The following is a 16,048-nucleotide window of genomic DNA, read 5'->3' on the forward strand; positions in this document are numbered from 1 at the left end:
GTGCTTTTAGGCGTGCACCGTGGCCGACAGAAACTGTTTGAGCCGCTCGCTGTCCGGCGTGCCGAACAACGTATCCGGCGGGCCTTCTTCTTCGACCAGACCCTGATGCAGGAACACAACATGGCTGGAAATATCCGATGCCATTTTCATGTCATGGGTCACGATCAGCATGGTGCGGCCTTCGGCGGCCAGATCCCGGATCACCTTGATCACTTCCTGTTCCAGTTCCGGGTCCAGCGCCGAGGTTGGTTCGTCGAACAAAAGCGCTTCGGGTTCCATGCACAGCGCCCGCGCGATCGCCGCACGCTGCTGTTGGCCGCCCGATAATTGCGCCGGAAACACATCGCATTTGTCGCCGATGCCAACCTTGTCAAGATAGCCGCGCGCCGCCTGTTCCACCTCGGCCCGGTCGCGGCCCAGCACGGTGACCGGGGCCTCCATCACGTTTTGCAGGATGGTCATATGCCCCCACAGGTTGAACTGCTGGAACACCATGCTCAGATTGGTGCGGATGCGCAGCACCTGTTTTGCATCCGCCGGTTGCCGCGCCAGACCTTCTCCATGCCATTTCACCGGTTCGCCCTTGAACAGGATTTCACCCTGTTGGCTGTCTTCCAGCAGGTTGGCGCAGCGCAGAATGGTGGATTTACCCGACCCGGACGATCCGATCAGTGAAACCACATCCCCCTTGCGCGCGACGATATCGACACCCTTGATCACCTCAAGACTGCCATAGGCCTTGTGCAGACCACGGATTTCAATGACTGGATCCTGCTCGGACAAAGCCGCCCCTGTTCTTGTTAGCCCCGTTTGAAGCAAAGAATAGGGACGAAAAAAACGATCAGTGCAACTTTCAAAATGAAAAAAACGACGGAGAAACCGCCAAATTGACCTCGGGTCATCCACAAACTGTCAGAAATGCGTCAAAAATTATCGCTGTGGTCGGGGTGCTTTCAGCCGGCTTTTTCCACCCGCTGCCGGGCCAGGGCGCTGTCGCGGTCATTGATGCCCAGCAAATTAGACACCATCCGCAACAATGCATCTTCGTGTTGATCGCGCACCCCGTCGGCCAGAACCACCGACCATAGCGCCTCGATCACACCGATGCGGTCGTCATAGGCGACAGCATCCTTGATTGCGCGGGTGAACCGCACGGTATCGGGTGCTTCGGCTTCCAACTGTTCGGCGCGGCCTCGAAGATCCTGCACCCCGGCCGAATCCAACCCGTATCGGGTGGCGGCAATCCGGTCGATCCGGGCGATTTCATCGGGGTCATAGCGGCCATCGGAACGGGCGACACGGACCAAAAGCGCGGTCAGCGCCAGCCGGGCGTCCGGGCCAGTCATCGGGGCGGGGGCCGGTTGCGCCAGCCGTTTCAGGAATTCTGCAAACATACAGGCCATATAGACCCGGCACAGCCACAATCCAAGCCGGTATCAGGGGCTTTCTTGTGCCCGGGTGCGGGCGGTCAGGTTGTCGGCCTCGCTCAATCCCAATGCGAGCTGCACCCGGGTGACGATCTCGATTTCCTCGCTCACCTGTATTCCGTCCGAAAGCGCCACCTGCCACAAGGCTTCCAATGCCATCAGCCGGTCTTCGAAATCGACGCCTTCGCGGATCAGTTCGGCAAAGATTTCGGTCGGCGGCGCACGTTTTTCCAACTTTTCGCAGGTGGCCCGCATCTTGGCGGCCCCGACGATTGACAACCCGTTGATATGCGCCAACAGCCGGTCGATGCGGCGAATTTCCTCGACCTGATAGCTGTGGTCGGATTTCGCCACTCTGACCAAAAGCGCCCCCAATGCCAGTGCCGCATCCGGTTCTGGCAGGTCTTCGTGGACTTTGTGCCCGGTCAGGGCCTTGAGGATATTTGTGAACATGCCCACAAGATAGCGCATTTATGCCACGCGTACGAAACCGAAAATCGCCCGGATCGCATCGGGCCGGAAAAATATGTCAGATTGGTAACAGCATTGTCCGACCAAGGCCGGTTTCAGCCGTCATAGCCTGCGACGATTACCATATCACCGGTGGAAATCGGATCGCGCAGCGCTTTGGCCCGTTGATAGCCGTCCGATTCGTAACAGGCTAATGCGGCTTCATAGCTGGGAAATTCGATCACCACGGTGCGGGCGCGTGTCGCGCCTTCCTTGGTTACACCGGGACCGCCCCGGACCAGAAATTTTGCACCGTATTCGGCAAAAGGCGCAGCATTCGCCCGTTTGTAGTCTTCGTAGCGCGCGGGATCGTCGACATCGACATGCGCCACCCAGTAACCTTTGCTCATTTTTGGTCCTCCTGTTGGCCGGGAAGGTGGAGCGTTTTTCTGGAAAAAGAAAGTGCGAAATAAAATTGATTAGCTTTCGACAGAGAAGTCACGAGTTTGCCTTTTTCAGACCCAAGTTTTTCCCCGGCGGTGCCTGCAAGTGGTGGTTGAATAGACGAACGGCCAACACGCAAACCGGCAGGAAAACGCCATGATACGCATTCGATACCAGACCGAAAACAAGCCGTCAGAAAGCGGTCGATCAATTGAAGCCCATGAGGACGGTCTTGATCCGATCCGGGTCGAAGCTTTGGCCTTCGACTGGGACGGCGGCGATCTGCGCCATCTGGGCTGTCTCATGGCCAAGCTGGGGCTGGACCTTGCCACTGCCATCCGCGTGTTTCTGAACGGTCAGCCCGAAAGGTTCAATTATCTGGACTGCTATGAGGTGCCGCTGGAACATACCGCGCGGGTTGCCTTGTTGGATTGTCTGCACAAAAAAATCAGCTGCGGCTTCTATTTACCCGACCCCAATATCGGTTTGGGGCCGGTCCGGGAAGAAGCGGGGTATTGGCTGGCCCGTCAGTCCGAAGATCGCAAACAGGGCCAGCAGGGCCGGTGGGTGTTCGATGAAACCCGGCTGGAAACAATTTCGGACGTCGCCCCGCGGCCCATCCTGATAGCCCCCAAGGCGCGACCGAAATCAAGCCTGCTGCGGACTCTGTTCGAACCGATCTGGCTGCACAGCTGAACCGTGCACCTTAGACCAAACGCGATGTCGCCACCGCCGCACGTACAAAATCGGCGAATAGCGGATGCGGATCGAACGGTTTCGATTTCAGTTCGGGATGGAACTGAACCCCGATGAACCACGGGTGATCGGTCCATTCCACGATTTCGGGCAACCGGCCATCGGGGGACATACCGGAAAAACTCAGCCCGCAGGCTTCAAGCTTGTCGCGGTACTTGATGTCGACCTCGTAACGATGGCGATGGCGTTCGTCGATTTCGGTTCCTTGATAAACCTGTGCCACTTTCGACCCGGCTGACAGATGGGCGTGGTAGGCACCAAGTCGCATCGTGCCGCCCTTGTCGTCATCGGCCTTGCGCCGCACCTTGGCATTGCCCTGCACCCATTCTTTCAAGTGATACACAACCGGTTCAAAACGTTTCTTGCCAGCTTCCTGATCGAATTCCTCGGACCCGGCTGTTTCGATCCCGGCAACATTGCGCGCCGCTTCGATCACTGCCAACTGCATGCCCAGACAAATGCCCAGATAGGGCACTTTGCGTTCGCGGGCGAATTGCGCCGCCTTGATTTTACCTTCGGTGCCGCGTTCGCCGAAACCGCCGGGCACCAGGATCGCGTGGAACCCTTCCAGATAGGGGGCGGGGTCTTCGGTGTCGAAAATTTCGGCATCGACCCATTCTACATTCACCTTGACCCGGTTGGCCATGCCGCCATGGGTCAGCGCCTCTTTGATCGATTTGTAAGCGTCTTCAAGCTGCACGTATTTTCCGACGATGGCGATATTGACTTCGCCATCGGCATTGTGAATCCGGTCGACCACGTCATCCCATTTGGTCATGTCGGGACGCGGGGCAGGGGCGATATCGAACGCATCCAGAACGGCCTGATCCAACCCTTCGCGGTGATAGGCCAGCGGTGCTTCGTAGATCGATTTCAGGTCATAGGCGGCGACCACGGCTTCTTTGCGCACGTTGCAAAACAGCGCGATCTTTTCGCGCTCTTTTTCCGGAATCGGATGTTCGGACCGGCAGACAAGGATATCCGGAGCGATGCCGATCGATTGCAGTTCCTTGACGCTGTGCTGGGTCGGTTTGGTCTTCAATTCGCCGCTGGCGGCCAGATAGGGCAACAGCGTCAGATGCATGAATATGCACTGCCCGCGCGGTTTGTCATGGCTGAACTGGCGGATCGCTTCGAAAAACGGCAGACCCTCGATATCGCCCACGGTGCCGCCGATTTCGCACAGCATGAAATCGACTTCGTCTTCACCGATGGCCAGGAAATCTTTGATTTCGTTGGTCACGTGCGGCACCACCTGGATCGTTTTGCCCAGATAATCGCCACGCCGTTCGCGTTCCAGAACATTTGAATAAATCCGCCCCGAAGACACCGAGTCGGTCATCCGTGCTGGCACCCCGGTAAAGCGTTCGTAATGGCCCAGATCCAGATCGGTTTCGGCACCGTCATCGGTGACAAACACTTCGCCATGCTCGAACGGGCTCATCGTGCCGGGATCGACATTCAGATACGGGTCCAGCTTGCGCAGGCGCACCGAATAGCCACGGGCTTGCAGCAATGCGCCCAAGGCAGCCGAGGCAAGCCCCTTGCCAAGCGATGAAACAACACCACCGGTAATGAAGATGAAACGAGCCATATTGAAGGCATCCCCCGTGAATTTCGATTGGCGTCAGAGCACCAAAAACCAAGCCCCTACGGTTCCGAAAAACCGTAGCACCACGGGACTCGAGCCATACCAGATTCGTGAATATTTAGCAAGGAGACCGCAAGATGCTGTTGCGGTCTCCTTTCATGTCTCAATTGGTTGTGGTCAGTCGGCGCGCGGCACCAAAGGTGCATCGTCACTCGACGACGGCGGCAACAATCCGCTGCCCACGGCAGGGGCGGTCGGTTCCGCATCGCTGCCGGTTTCTTGCGTCGTTGCGGCATCGGTGCCGACGCGGTCCAGAACCGAACTTCCGGCCGATTTTTCCGCCGCGATGACGGTCAGAGCGATCGAGGTGCAGATAAAGCCGATGGCCAGAACCCAAGTCACTTTGCCAAGTGCGGTTGCTGCTGCGCGACCGGTCACGGCCCCACCGCCGCCGCCCATGCCCAGACCGCCACCTTCAGAGCGTTGCATCAGCACGACACCGATCAGCGACAGCGCCAGAAGAAGGTGGATGATGAGAACGACGTTTTCCATGGAGCAGCCTTCGGATTTGTTCGATGCGGCTACTTAAGGTCTATGGCCCGATGGCGCAACCCCGAAGCGCCGGGACAGACGCAATTCTGCAAGCTGGACTTGTTCCTGTGTGCGCAAGATATCACAAAGGCACCATGAACACAGAATACCAGATTCGCCCGGCCATTTTCGACGACGCCTCCGGCATCGCGCAGGTTCAGGTCGCCAGTTGGAAAACCACCTATCGCGGCATCCTGCCCGACGCGCTGATCGACCGGATCGGGGTCGAGGATCGCACCAAATCATGGCAGAAAATCCTGACTACGTTTGACGAAACCGGGCAAGGTGGTGCGATGGTGGTTGAAACCGCTGGCAGGATCGTCGGGTTCGGGTCTTACGGTCAGCAACGGGATGCCGAACTTGCCGCCGCAGGATTCGGCGGCGAATTCACCACGATCTATCTGGAACACGCGCATCAACGCGCCGGTCTGGGCCGTGCACTGATGGCCGCGATGGCGGCGGAACTGGTCAAATCCGGCGAAACCGCTGCTGCACTTTGGGTGATTTCGGCCAATACAAACGCGGTGGCGTTTTACCGGGCGCTGGCAGGGGAAACCGTGGCAGAACGGGCCGATCCGCAAGGCGGCGATATGGATGAATGCGCCTATGGCTGGCGCGATCTGTCCGGTCTGATCGGGTAAGACGCGCCTGTTTCGGGGCGTCGACCTGCCTCAGTGATCTGCGTGATCACTCGTCCACATCGTCGATATCATACTGGCCCGACAGCATCCTTCGGATATGGCTCCAACTCAGTCCGATGCCCAGAACGATCGACAGGGCGAACAACCCGATCCAAGTGTTCACCGTCGGATTGTTCAAATCCAGCATTTTGTAATCATACAGAACCCAGATCAGCGCCGCGATCACCGCCAGAATCAAAAACATCCCGAATCCACCGATCGACCGCAATGTTGCACGCAGATAGACGATATAGCCGATGGTCAACAGCAGCCCCAACAGCACCGCCATCGGCAATTGTTCATTGTAATTCTTCATCGCCCAGGCGGTATAATTCCATTCCGTCGGGTTGAATGTGGCTGTCAATAATATGAAGACTACAACCCAGCGTAGCAATAATCCCATCTCGTCCCTCATGCACGGCCCGGCGCGTCTGTCATGAATCGCGCAAACAGCCGCCCCTGTCCAGTGCTGCGGCGAATTTACGGTTTCCCTGTGGTATCGTGGGATATATACGGACGCGGGTTTGATCCAGAAAAGGAACCAGTAATGGCAAACGTCGTCGTGGTCGGCGCCCAGTGGGGCGATGAAGGCAAAGGCAAGATCGTGGATTGGCTGTCGGAACGCGCCGATGTGATCGCACGCTTTCAAGGCGGCCATAATGCCGGCCATACCTTGGTGATCGATGGCAAGGTCTACAAGCTGAACGCGCTGCCCTCGGGCGTGGTGCGCGGTGGCAAGCTCAGCGTGATCGGCAACGGCGTGGTGCTGGACCCTTGGCATCTGGTGTCCGAAATCGAAAAGATCCGCGAACAGGGTGTCGAAATCACCCCCGAAACCCTGATGGTCGCCGAAAACACGCCGCTGATCCTGCCGTTTCACGGCGAATTGGACCGCGCGCGCGAATCGCAGAATTCAGTTGCCAAGATCGGCACCACCGGGCGTGGCATCGGGCCGTGCTATGAAGACAAGGTCGGCCGCCGGGCGATCCGTGTCGCCGATCTGGCCGACAAGGCGACGCTTGAACTGCGCGTCGACCGCGCTTTGGTGCATCACAACGCGCTGCGCGCGGGCTTGGGGCTTGAAGCGATCGACCGCGACGCGCTCATTGCCAAGCTGAACGAAATCGCGCCGGAAATCCTGCAATATGCTGCCCCGGTCTGGAAGGTGCTGACCGAAAAGCGCAAGGCGGGCAAACGAATCCTGTTCGAAGGGGCCCAAGGGGCGCTGCTGGACATCGATTTCGGCACTTATCCTTTTGTCACCTCTTCGAACGTGATCGCCGGGCAGGCCGCCACCGGCACCGGTATCGGGCCGGGATCGATCGATTATGTGCTTGGCATCGTCAAGGCCTATACCACCCGCGTCGGCGAAGGACCGTTCCCGACCGAACTGGACGATGACGACGGCCAGCGGCTGGGCGAACGGGGCCATGAATTCGGCACCGTGACCGGGCGCAAACGCCGCTGCGGTTGGTTCGATGCGGCGCTGGTGCGTCAAACTTGCGCCACCAGCGGGGTCAACGGCATTTCGCTGACCAAGCTCGACGTGCTGGACGGGTTCGAGACGCTGAAGATCTGCGTCGGCTATGAACTTGATGGTGAACGGCTGGATTATCTGCCCACCGCATCCGATCAGCAGGCGCGGTGCAAACCGATCTACGAAGAAATGCCCGGCTGGTCGGAATCGACCGAAGGGGCACGGTCGTGGAACGATCTGCCCGCCAACGCGATTAAATACGTGCGTCATATCGAAGAACTGATTGATTGCCCGGTCGCGCTCCTGTCGACATCGCCCGAACGCGATGACACCATCCTCGTCACCGACCCGTTCGCAGACTGATGGCGCTTAGCTACAAAGCCCGTCGTCGCTGGTCCTTGGTGATCCTGCTGATCGGTCTGCCCGCCTATATCGTGGTGGCGGTCAGCGTCGTGAACATGATCGACCGTCCGCCGATCTGGCTGGAATTGCTGATCTATATCGGGCTTGGCATTGTCTGGGTGCTGCCGTTCAAAGCTGTGTTCAAAGGGGTCGGTCAAGCCGACCCCGACGCCCCGCACGACGATCAGAACTGATCCGGCGCCCGTTCAAGTTCTGGTGAGCTTGCGTTTCTATCCGTTGACCTTCCCGCGCTGGAAACTGGTTCAACCGGGTCTGGAACGTACTCAACAGGGCAAGGCAAAGGTCTTATGAACAAGAAAAATCTTGCGACAGTCACCATCGTGGCCGCCGCTGTCGCGGCATATTTTTTTAGAGAAAATGCACCGGGCGACCATCCCGGTTCAGCACAGGCAGACCCGCCGCGCGGGGCCGCAATCGTACAAGTGGCCATGCCTGCAACCTTGTCAGAAACCGCCCGGATGGGGCAGCGCGCCTTCGACGCGAAATGCGCCAGCTGTCACGGTGCCGATGCGGCAGGTCAGAAAGGGGTCGCGCCGCCCCTGATTCACAAGATTTATGAACCGGGCCACCATGCGGACATGTCTTTCCTGATGGCGGCACAGCGCGGGGTAAGGTCACATCACTGGCCATTTGGCGATATGCCACCGGTCGAAGGTGTCACCGACGCGGATGTGAAAATGATCGTGCGCTATATCCGCGAAGTCCAACAGGTAAACGGGATTTTCTGACTGACGGTCAGGCGGCAAATACCATTTTAAACAAAATGGTATCCCGTAGGGGAATCGAACCCCTCTTTCCAGGTTGAAAACCTGGCGTCCTAACCGATAGACGAACGGGACACGCTGTGGTGTGGAGCGCTTTCTAAGCAAAAGGCATTTTCAGCGCAAGTGCCAAAATGCGTCGTTTCGCGCAATTTTTTCACCTACGGCGCGGAGGGGAACACCGCCGCGAAACCGCCCCGGTCCGGGGCGATCCCGTCGGCGGACCCGGTTAAAGTGCCTTGCCGGCGAAATCCGCCGCCGAATGGCGTTCGGGGACTTGTTCGTTTTCGTCACCGCGCAGACGGTTGACCATCCCCCCGCGCTTGACCGCCGGACGCGCCGCGATTTTTTCGGCCCAAGCTTGAAGATGGCTGTAAATGCCAACATCCAGGAATTCCGCCCCACCGGGATAGGACTTGTCGCGGGCCAACTGTCCATACCACGGCCAGATGGCGATATCGGCGATGGTGTATTCATCGCCCGCGATATAAGGCCGTTCGGCCAATTGCCGTTCCAGAACGTCAAGTTGGCGTTTGACTTCCATCGCGTAGCGATTGATCGGATATTCGAATTTTTCCGGGGCATAGGCAAAGAAATGGCCAAAACCACCGCCCAGAAACGGCGCGCTGCCCATCTGCCAGAATAACCAGTTCAGCGCCTCGGTCCGGCCCGGTCCTTGGGCGGGCAGGAAGGCCCCGAATTTGTCGGCCAGATGCAACAGCATCGCGCCGCTTTCGAACAGACGCAGCGGTTCGTCGCCGGTCAGGTCCAGCAATGCCGGGATCTTGGAATTGGGATTCACCTCGACGAATCCGGATCCGAATTGATCGCCGTCTCCGATCCGGATCGGCCATGCATCATATTCCGCGCCCGAATGCCCTGCTTCCAGCAGTTCCTCGAACATCACCGTGACCTTGACCCCGTTGGGTGTGGCCAGCGAATAAAGCTGAAAATCGTGGTCGCCACGCGGCAGCACGGCGTTATGGGTCGCCCCGGCGATGGGGCGGTTGATGCTGGCGAATTCGCCACCGTTTTCGTCGTCCCAGGTCCAGACCTTGGGCGGAACGTATTGCGTCGTCATGTAATCACCTTGAAGCGGGGTCAGAAACAGGGCCACAAGGCCCGACCTCAAGTTATAGCGGCGTTGTCACCGCTGTCATGACCCAAGACGAGCATGGTCTGTGTGCATAAATGCATGTTGACGCGCGATCCAGCGGCCAAACGAGACAAATATAGATGGGATGGGGGGAGGGAAACTGTGCGTTTCTGCTACGAATGGTATCCCGTAGGGGAATCGAACCCCTCTTTCCAGGTTGAAAACCTGGCGTCCTAACCGATAGACGAACGGGACATGCCTGTCGTGTGCGCGGTATGTAGGCAAAGCCCGCCCCCGCCGCAAGCGGAAAATGTCGCCATGTTGCGGGAAATCCGGGGCTCAGCCCGGCGTGGCTTCGGCGGCGTCTTCCAGCCGCAGCTGAACCGATTGCCGCCCACCCCAGCTGTTGATTTCCAATCGCCCGGCCAGGTGGAACCGCGCACCGCTGCGATCCGACAACCGTGGCCCCAGCGGCCCGTCGAAAGCCCCAAAGCAAATCGCGTCGATCCGCGCGCCCAGCCCATCGCCGAAACTCAGCTTGAGATGCGATTCGCCAACCCGTTTGGCAAAACTGATCTGAACATCGGGAAACACATAGCGCGGGGCAGGGGCACTGGCCCCGAATGGCCCGGCCTTTTCGATCTGTTCGACCAAGTCGACCTGCGCCGCACCCGGCATCAAAATCCCGTCGAGCTTCAGGTCGGCCGGCCCGGCATCGCCTGCACCCTGCCGCGCCAGCAAATCCGACAGCCGCGCCATCGCTGTGTCGACCTTGTCGCGCGCCACGGTCAGACCCGCGGCCATCTTGTGACCGCCGCCCTTGATCAATAGCCCCTCTGCGGCCAGCCTTTGAATGCTGGCTCCCAGATCGACACCGCTGATCGACCGGCCCGAACCCTTGCCTTCGTCGCCGTCAAGCCCGATCACGATGGCTGGACGGTTGGTCATTTCCTTCAACCGGCTGGCCACGATCCCGACCACGCCGGGATGCCACCCTTCGCCCGCCGCCCAGACCAGCGGCGCGTCCAGCCCCCGGTTCTCGGCCTGTTCGATCGCTGCCGCGCGCACCGCGTTTTCGATCTCGCGCCGCTCGCTGTTCAATTCGTCCAGACGCTCCGCCATCGCCCGTGCCTCGACCGGGTTTTGGGTCGACAGCAGCCGTGCGCCCAGATCAGCGGCCCCGATCCGCCCGCCTGCATTGACCCGCGGGCCCAGCACGAAGCCCAGATGATACGATGTCGGGGCTTGATCGATCCGGCCTACGTCCGACAGAGCCACCAACCCGGGCCGCGATCGCCGCGCCATGATTTTTAACCCTTGCCGCACCAGCGCCCGGTTGACCCCGATCAAGGGCGCCACATCGGCCACCGTGGCCAGCGCGACCAGATCCAGCATCGCCATCAGGTCGGGGCCTTGCGCACCTTGTCCGCGCATCTGTCGGTTCGCCTCGACCAGCATCAAGAACACCACCGCCGCAGCGCAAAGATGCGCCAGATCGCCGGTTTCGTCCTGCCGATTGGGGTTCACCACAGCCAGACAATCGGGCAGGGTTTCGCCACCCAGATGGTGATCCAGAACCACCACATCGGCCCCTTTGGCCGCCGCGATCGGCGCGTGGCTCAGGGTGCCGCAATCGACACAGATGATCAGATCGTGATCGTGCGCCAAGGCGGCCATCGCAGGTTCATTGGGGCCGTAGCCTTCGTCGATCCGGTCGGGCACATACAGCGTCGCTTGCCGCCCCATCTGCCGCAACCAATCGATCAGCAGCGCTGCGGACGATCCGCCATCAACGTCGTAATCGGCGAAAATGGCAATCCTTTCGCGCGCCTTCACCGCCCGCAGGAAACGCGCGGCGGCCTTTTCCATATCCTTCAGAATCCTAGGATTGGGCAACAGGTCGCGCAATTGCGGTTCCAGAAACCCGGCCACCGCATCAGGGGCCACACCGCGCCGCGCCAAGGTCTGACACAGCGCAGCGGGCAAGTCGGTCTGCTGGTGCATCGCTTCGGCCATCCGCTCGACCTCGGACCCCGGCCCGATCCAGCGCCGCCCGCTCAACGACGCCTCAACCCCTAAATATGCTCGTTCATCCGTTTTCAAAAACCCGTCCCGGCCTTTTCATCGTTCCAAAAATGCTCCCGCCGGAGGCTAACTTCTCCGTATCAGCAGTTCCAGCGAATTCCCACGACTTTTAAAGCTGCTTTAATCCCAGTGGGTTAGGGGGTGCACGGCTGCCCACAAGGTTTCGGGAAACCCTGAAACTGTTTGTGGAAACGGAGGTAGATAAGTTTTGAGAGTCTCAAAGAGATTGACCGCAGCCGAAGTTAAGAGCCTGGACGCTGGAAAATACGCAACTTGCGCTGGATCTCTCGTTTGTTCTTGTCCATGAACATCTCCTTCTTCCCAGCTTCCCAGAACTGGGAGGTTAAAGGAAATGTCTCGCGAGTAACGGCATTACCGCCCGGCCACAAAGAAGTCATCCGCTCCCCCCATATTTGGTGAGGAGCGGTGGCCATGTCCGGACCAGCAGGGGCAACGGCGCTTTGGGCGTTGCCATCAAGGCCGGGATCAGCAGCCTTGCGGGACAAACCCGTGCCGGGCGTGGAACCGGGTCAGGGCGCGGTCCGAAGGAAGCTGGCCGGTGAATGTTTTCACATAGTCGGGGATACGGGCCATACGGGTGCCGATATCTTCACGGACCTGCATCGAGATATATCCGATCTGCACCAGATAAACCGTCCGCGCACGCACATCCGCTTCACCCGGATCATAATCGAACCGTCCGAACATCCGCCGGATCGCATCCAGGCGGGTTTCGTCTGCAAGATGTACTCGGGTCGCAACCGGTTCGGAGCGATGCGCCCATCCGCGCACCGCGAGATCGAAGCGCGGTTCGAACGGTCCATCCTCGAGGAAAACGCCGATCAGGTTCAGCACCGCTTCGGTGATGGTTTCGGCATAGGCGTCGGTCGCGGCGACGAGGCTGCCGGTATTGGCCGTTTCCCAGTCATCCAGCAACGCGTCCAACAGCGCGTCACGGTCCTTGAAGAACCAGTAAAAACTGGTGCGCGACAGGCCTAACCTATTGGCCAGTGGTTGAATTTTCACCGCGTCCAAGCCGGCATCGACAAAGGCGTCGCGCGCCGCATCCAGCCAAAGCTGGCGCGATCCGCGCCATCCGGTCGTTTTGCCGGAGATATCGTTCTGATCCGCTACAGTCATGGTCGGACCCTAGCCCGGTTCGGGGTCCGTGACAATGAAATCGACAGGAGTGAACCTTTTCTTGACAGGGGTGAACATTCTGTCAATCCTTTGGCTACAAATGGAGAGCCGTCATGTCCACAGATCCCCTTCTTCAACCCTATCAGCTTAAGCATCTGACGCTTCGCAACCGGATCATGACGACCAGTCACGAACCGGCCTATCCCGAGGACGGGATGCCCAAGGAACGCTATGCTGCCTATCACGCGGAACGGGCCAAAGCGGGGGTGGCGCTGGCGATGACGGCCGGGTCCGCTGCGGTTTCCAAGGACAGCCCGCCGGTGTTCAACAACATCCTGGCCTACAAGGACGAGGTGGTGCCGTGGATCCGAAACCTGACGGATGCGTGCCATGACCATGGCTGCGCGGTGATGATCCAGCTGACCCATCTTGGCCGCCGCACCGGCTGGGCCAAGGGCGATTGGCTGCCGTCAGTGTCGTCGTCGAAACATCGTGAACCGGCACACCGTATGTTTCCCAAACTGGCCGAAGATTGGGACATCGAGCGGATCATCAGCGATTTTGCCGATGCCACCGAACGGATGCGGGCGGGTGGAATGGATGGGGTGGAATTGCAGGTTTATGGCCACCTTCTCGATCAGTTCTGGTCGCCGCTGACCAACGATCTGGACGGCCCGTATGGCGGTCAGACGCTTGCAAGCCGGATGCAGCTGCTGAACGACGTGTTGGCGGGCATTCGCAACCGCGTTGGCGACGATTTCATCATCGGCCTGCGCTATACAGCAGACGAAGATCAAGTCGGCGGCATTACCCCGCAGGACGGCATCGAGATGTCCAAGCTTCTGGCCGAAAGCGGCAAGGTCGATTTTCTCAACGTGGTACGCGGGCGGATCCATACCGATCCGGCAATGACCGATCTCATTCCGGTGCAGGGTATGAAAAACGCGCCGCACTTGGATTTCGCGGGCGCGGTGAAGAAAGCCACCGGCATGCCGACCTTCCACGCCGCGAAAATCCCCGATGTGGCCACCGCCCGGCACGCCGTCGCCGCCGGGTTGCTGGATATGGTGGGGATGACCCGGGCCCATATGGCCGACCCGCATATCGTCAGGAAAATCATCGAAGGGCGCGAAGGTGACATCCGCCCCTGCGTCGGGGCCACGTTCTGTCTGGACCGGATTTATGCGGCGGGCGATGCCTTGTGCATTCACAACGCCGCAACCGGGCGTGAATTGTCGATGCCGCATGACATCGCCGCCGCCGAGACCCGTAATAAAGTGGTGATCGTCGGGGCCGGCCCTGCCGGTCTGGAAGCGGCCCGCGTTGCCGCTGAGCGTGGTCATGCTGTCACCGTGTTCGAAGCCCAGCCCGATCCGGGCGGTCAGATCCGCTTGACGGCCAGAAACGACCGCCGCCGCGACATGATTTCGATCATCGACTGGCGGATGGCGCAATGCGCCGCCCGCGATGTGGAATTCCGTTTCAACAGCTGGGCCGAGGCTGCGGATGTTACCGCGCTCGACCCGGATGTCGTGATCGTGGCCACCGGCGGTTTACCCAATACCGAACTGTACGAATCCGGCAAGCAACAGGACCTGGTTGTCACCGCGTGGGATCTCATCGCGGGGGATGTAAAACCGGGACAAAACGTTCTGATCTATGACGAAAGCGGCGATCACCCCGGCCTGATGGCCGCCGAAGTTGCGGCCAAGGCAGGCGCCAGCGTCGAGGTGATGACCCCCGACCGGATGTTCGCCCCCGACATCATGGCGATGAACCTTGTGCCCTATATGCGTGAATTGCAGGACCGGGACGTGACCTTTACGGTCGCGCGCCGACTTTTGGACGTGACCCGAGACGGCAATCAGCTCAGAGCAAAAATCGGCACGGATTACAGCGCTTTCACCAGTGAAAAGACCTTTGATCAGGTGGTCGTGAATTATGGCACCATGCCGCTGGACGATCTGTATTTCGATCTCAAGCCGGACTCTTCCAACGGTGGCGCGGTCGATTACGATGCGTTGATCGCAGGTGAACGCCAACAGATCCTGCGCAACGCAGAAGGCCGGTTTCAACTGTTCCGCATTGGCGATGCGGTCAGCGCCCGAAATACCCATGCCGCGATTTATGACGCGTTGCGATTGATGAAAGACATCTAGGGCGGCCACGATTTCCCGATGCCGGTCTGCGCCCCCCGCAACGCGACGGCGGAGGGCCGTTGTTCTTCAGCGGTGCAGTGATCGACGTCCACGAGCGAAAAATGAAGTTTGTCAGCGCGCCCGACACCTGTTGACAAAGCCTGAAGGTCCAGAACGCGGCTGTCCGAAACCAATTGACAGCCAAGTTTACCGCCTCTTAGGCTCATTCAATGGCACGAAACGACAATACCTATCCAAGTCTTGTTCTGTCGGCTTTGAGTATCAACCTTGCCGTCCTCGTCGCTTTTGTTTTTCTTACAGTCCTGCAATTTGACCAATTGCGATCCGGGTTGGAGCAGGAACGTTTGAGAGTCGTGGCGGACCGTGCCGCGGAGCCTTTGGCATCAGCCGCGATGATTGGTTTGAACTTATCATCCGTGCGCAATCTTGATGCCGTGCTGGAACGTGCGCGGCAGGCAGATCAAGCGATCAATTCCCTGTATGTCATCGATCAGAACGGCACTATCGTTGTCAGCACGGCCGGCGATCACCCCGGCACCGTCGGCCCTGAGACCCTGCGCCGCCTTGGTGACGGCGCGGCGACTGCCAGCTACAAGGAGAATGGCGATTATCGCTACCTCGTAACCTTCAAGCGCCTCAGCGGCGATGTCGCGGGCGGTTTGTTGATGGAATATTCCGGTGCGGCGGCAAACACATCCGTCTGGGCCATGACCGGGCGGCTTGCCACGGCAGCCTTGATTTTCTGCTTGATCAGCGGCGCATTCTTAGCCGTGTTGATCCAAAGGGTTTTGCGCGGCGAGAGCCGGATCGACCAAGTGTTTTTGTCCGGATATGCAACCGGGTTGCGCGGGCTTTGGCGAGGCGAAGACGGAATGCCTGTTGACCCGGATGGGGACGACATCGCACGCGCCATGCGCGAAGCCGACGAAAGGTATATGGTTGCGAAGGGTGTGGAATCTTGACGACAC

At 59.3% G+C, this 16,048-nt stretch carries 17 protein-coding genes and 2 tRNA genes; 7 read left to right on the forward strand and 12 right to left on the reverse strand.

What is annotated here, in order from left to right; all coding sequences use genetic code 11:
• Nucleotides 1–6: 6 nt before the first annotated feature.
• The 4 genes from TG4357_RS15755 to TG4357_RS15770 all read right to left on the reverse strand — a co-directional run bounded on the left by TG4357_RS15755 (nucleotide 7) and on the right by TG4357_RS15770 (nucleotide 2,287).
• Nucleotides 7–783 carry an ABC transporter ATP-binding protein gene (locus TG4357_RS15755; RefSeq protein ID WP_058263847.1) on the reverse strand — a complete coding sequence of 259 codons (777 nt, stop codon included), beginning with the start codon at nucleotides 781–783 and terminating at the stop codon, nucleotides 7–9.
• A gap of 170 nt (nucleotides 784–953) precedes the next feature.
• Entirely contained in the window at nucleotides 954–1,394 is a 441-nt protein-coding gene (locus TG4357_RS15760) for a tellurite resistance TerB family protein (RefSeq protein WP_058263956.1), read from the reverse strand.
• Nucleotides 1,395–1,436: 42 nt separating this feature from the next.
• Nucleotides 1,437–1,898 (reverse strand): tellurite resistance TerB family protein, encoded by a 462-nt coding sequence (locus tag TG4357_RS15765; RefSeq protein WP_306345486.1) that lies wholly within the window; start codon nucleotides 1,896–1,898, stop codon nucleotides 1,437–1,439.
• Nucleotides 1,899–1,993: 95 nt separating this feature from the next.
• A complete protein-coding gene (locus tag TG4357_RS15770; protein WP_058263848.1) occupies nucleotides 1,994–2,287 on the reverse strand; it encodes a DUF1330 domain-containing protein in 294 nt (97 codons plus the stop codon).
• Between the two features lie 190 nt (nucleotides 2,288–2,477).
• Here TG4357_RS15770 and TG4357_RS15775 point away from each other — a divergent pair, with 190 nt between their 5' ends.
• Entirely contained in the window at nucleotides 2,478–3,017 is a 540-nt protein-coding gene (locus tag TG4357_RS15775) for a hypothetical protein (RefSeq protein WP_058263849.1), read from the forward strand.
• A gap of 10 nt (nucleotides 3,018–3,027) precedes the next feature.
• On the opposite strand, the gene pyrG is transcribed toward TG4357_RS15775, so the two are convergent.
• On the reverse strand, nucleotides 3,028–4,671 hold the full coding sequence (gene pyrG, locus TG4357_RS15780) for a CTP synthase (RefSeq protein ID WP_058263850.1): 1,644 nt from the start codon (nucleotides 4,669–4,671) through the stop codon (nucleotides 3,028–3,030).
• Between the two features lie 174 nt (nucleotides 4,672–4,845).
• The gene (secG, locus tag TG4357_RS15785; RefSeq protein WP_058263851.1) at nucleotides 4,846–5,220 is read right to left on the reverse strand and encodes a preprotein translocase subunit SecG; all 375 of its coding nucleotides are present in this window, start codon (nucleotides 5,218–5,220) and stop codon (nucleotides 4,846–4,848) included.
• A gap of 134 nt (nucleotides 5,221–5,354) precedes the next feature.
• Here secG and TG4357_RS15790 point away from each other — a divergent pair, with 134 nt between their 5' ends.
• Nucleotides 5,355–5,900, forward strand: a complete 546-nt coding sequence (locus TG4357_RS15790) for a GNAT family N-acetyltransferase (protein ID WP_074646700.1) — start codon at nucleotides 5,355–5,357, stop codon at nucleotides 5,898–5,900.
• A 46-nt stretch (nucleotides 5,901–5,946) separates the two neighbouring features.
• Here TG4357_RS15790 and TG4357_RS15795 read toward each other — a convergent pair whose 3' ends face one another.
• The gene (locus TG4357_RS15795) at nucleotides 5,947–6,342 is read right to left on the reverse strand and encodes a DUF6524 family protein (RefSeq protein WP_058263852.1); all 396 of its coding nucleotides are present in this window, start codon (nucleotides 6,340–6,342) and stop codon (nucleotides 5,947–5,949) included.
• 144 nt (nucleotides 6,343–6,486) lie between these two features.
• On the opposite strand from TG4357_RS15795, the gene TG4357_RS15800 reads away from it, so the two are divergent.
• The 3 genes from TG4357_RS15800 (at nucleotide 6,487) to TG4357_RS15810 (ending at nucleotide 8,567) form a co-directional block, all read left to right on the forward strand.
• The gene (locus TG4357_RS15800) at nucleotides 6,487–7,779 is read left to right on the forward strand and encodes an adenylosuccinate synthase (RefSeq protein ID WP_058263853.1); all 1,293 of its coding nucleotides are present in this window, start codon (nucleotides 6,487–6,489) and stop codon (nucleotides 7,777–7,779) included.
• Nucleotides 7,779–8,012, forward strand: a complete 234-nt coding sequence (locus tag TG4357_RS15805; protein ID WP_058263854.1) for a DUF2842 domain-containing protein — start codon at nucleotides 7,779–7,781, stop codon at nucleotides 8,010–8,012. Before TG4357_RS15800 ends, TG4357_RS15805 begins: the two co-directional genes overlap by 1 nt.
• A gap of 114 nt (nucleotides 8,013–8,126) precedes the next feature.
• Entirely contained in the window at nucleotides 8,127–8,567 is a 441-nt protein-coding gene (locus tag TG4357_RS15810) for a c-type cytochrome (protein ID WP_058263855.1), read from the forward strand.
• Between the two features lie 36 nt (nucleotides 8,568–8,603).
• On the opposite strand, the gene TG4357_RS15815 is transcribed toward TG4357_RS15810, so the two are convergent.
• The 5 genes from TG4357_RS15815 to TG4357_RS15840 form a co-directional block, all read right to left on the reverse strand.
• Nucleotides 8,604–8,678 (reverse strand) — tRNA-Glu (locus TG4357_RS15815).
• 151 nt (nucleotides 8,679–8,829) lie between these two features.
• Nucleotides 8,830–9,681: a glutathione-dependent disulfide-bond oxidoreductase gene (yghU, locus tag TG4357_RS15820; RefSeq protein WP_058263958.1), complete on the reverse strand. Its 852-nt coding sequence runs from the start codon at nucleotides 9,679–9,681 to the stop codon at nucleotides 8,830–8,832.
• 195 nt (nucleotides 9,682–9,876) lie between these two features.
• Nucleotides 9,877–9,951, reverse strand: a tRNA-Glu gene (locus TG4357_RS15825).
• An 84-nt stretch (nucleotides 9,952–10,035) separates the two neighbouring features.
• On the reverse strand, nucleotides 10,036–11,757 hold the full coding sequence (gene recJ, locus TG4357_RS15830) for a single-stranded-DNA-specific exonuclease RecJ (protein ID WP_254771584.1): 1,722 nt from the start codon (nucleotides 11,755–11,757) through the stop codon (nucleotides 10,036–10,038).
• A 510-nt stretch (nucleotides 11,758–12,267) separates the two neighbouring features.
• Nucleotides 12,268–12,921, reverse strand: coding sequence for a TetR/AcrR family transcriptional regulator (locus TG4357_RS15840; RefSeq protein WP_058263858.1), 654 nt, complete (start codon nucleotides 12,919–12,921; stop codon nucleotides 12,268–12,270).
• Nucleotides 12,922–13,034: 113 nt separating this feature from the next.
• Between TG4357_RS15840 and TG4357_RS15845 the strand changes: the two genes are divergently transcribed.
• Nucleotides 13,035–15,080 carry an NADH:flavin oxidoreductase gene (locus TG4357_RS15845; RefSeq protein WP_058263859.1) on the forward strand — a complete coding sequence of 682 codons (2,046 nt, stop codon included), beginning with the start codon at nucleotides 13,035–13,037 and terminating at the stop codon, nucleotides 15,078–15,080.
• A gap of 353 nt (nucleotides 15,081–15,433) precedes the next feature.
• Nucleotides 15,434–16,042, forward strand: coding sequence for a hypothetical protein (locus tag TG4357_RS15850; protein ID WP_144433928.1), 609 nt, complete (start codon nucleotides 15,434–15,436; stop codon nucleotides 16,040–16,042).
• Nucleotides 16,043–16,048 lie beyond the last annotated feature (6 nt).

Origin of the sequence: Thalassovita gelatinovora (genome assembly GCF_001458355.1) — a bacterium.
GTDB lineage: Bacteria > Pseudomonadota > Alphaproteobacteria > Rhodobacterales > Rhodobacteraceae > Thalassobius > Thalassobius gelatinovorus.

What these genes read in the sequence shown, in the direction of transcription:
- TG4357_RS15760 (WP_058263956.1), bottom strand. Translation starts at nt 1,394, where the DNA reads ATGTTTGCAGAATTCCTGAAACGGCTGGCGCAACCGGCCCCCGCCCCG.
- TG4357_RS15765 (WP_306345486.1), bottom strand. Translation starts at nt 1,898, where the DNA reads ATGCGCTATCTTGTGGGCATGTTCACAAATATCCTCAAGGCCCTGACC.
- TG4357_RS15770 (WP_058263848.1), bottom strand. Translation starts at nt 2,287, where the DNA reads ATGAGCAAAGGTTACTGGGTGGCGCATGTCGATGTCGACGATCCCGCG.
- TG4357_RS15775 (WP_058263849.1), top strand. Translation starts at nt 2,478, where the DNA reads ATGATACGCATTCGATACCAGACCGAAAACAAGCCGTCAGAAAGCGGT.
- pyrG (WP_058263850.1), bottom strand. Translation starts at nt 4,671, where the DNA reads ATGGCTCGTTTCATCTTCATTACCGGTGGTGTTGTTTCATCGCTTGGC.
- secG (WP_058263851.1), bottom strand. Translation starts at nt 5,220, where the DNA reads ATGGAAAACGTCGTTCTCATCATCCACCTTCTTCTGGCGCTGTCGCTG.
- TG4357_RS15790 (WP_074646700.1), top strand. Translation starts at nt 5,355, where the DNA reads ATGAACACAGAATACCAGATTCGCCCGGCCATTTTCGACGACGCCTCC.
- TG4357_RS15795 (WP_058263852.1), bottom strand. Translation starts at nt 6,342, where the DNA reads ATGGGATTATTGCTACGCTGGGTTGTAGTCTTCATATTATTGACAGCC.
- TG4357_RS15800 (WP_058263853.1), top strand. Translation starts at nt 6,487, where the DNA reads ATGGCAAACGTCGTCGTGGTCGGCGCCCAGTGGGGCGATGAAGGCAAA.
- TG4357_RS15805 (WP_058263854.1), top strand. Translation starts at nt 7,779, where the DNA reads ATGGCGCTTAGCTACAAAGCCCGTCGTCGCTGGTCCTTGGTGATCCTG.
- TG4357_RS15810 (WP_058263855.1), top strand. Translation starts at nt 8,127, where the DNA reads ATGAACAAGAAAAATCTTGCGACAGTCACCATCGTGGCCGCCGCTGTC.
- yghU (WP_058263958.1), bottom strand. Translation starts at nt 9,681, where the DNA reads ATGACGACGCAATACGTTCCGCCCAAGGTCTGGACCTGGGACGACGAA.
- TG4357_RS15840 (WP_058263858.1), bottom strand. Translation starts at nt 12,921, where the DNA reads ATGACTGTAGCGGATCAGAACGATATCTCCGGCAAAACGACCGGATGG.
- TG4357_RS15845 (WP_058263859.1), top strand. Translation starts at nt 13,035, where the DNA reads ATGTCCACAGATCCCCTTCTTCAACCCTATCAGCTTAAGCATCTGACG.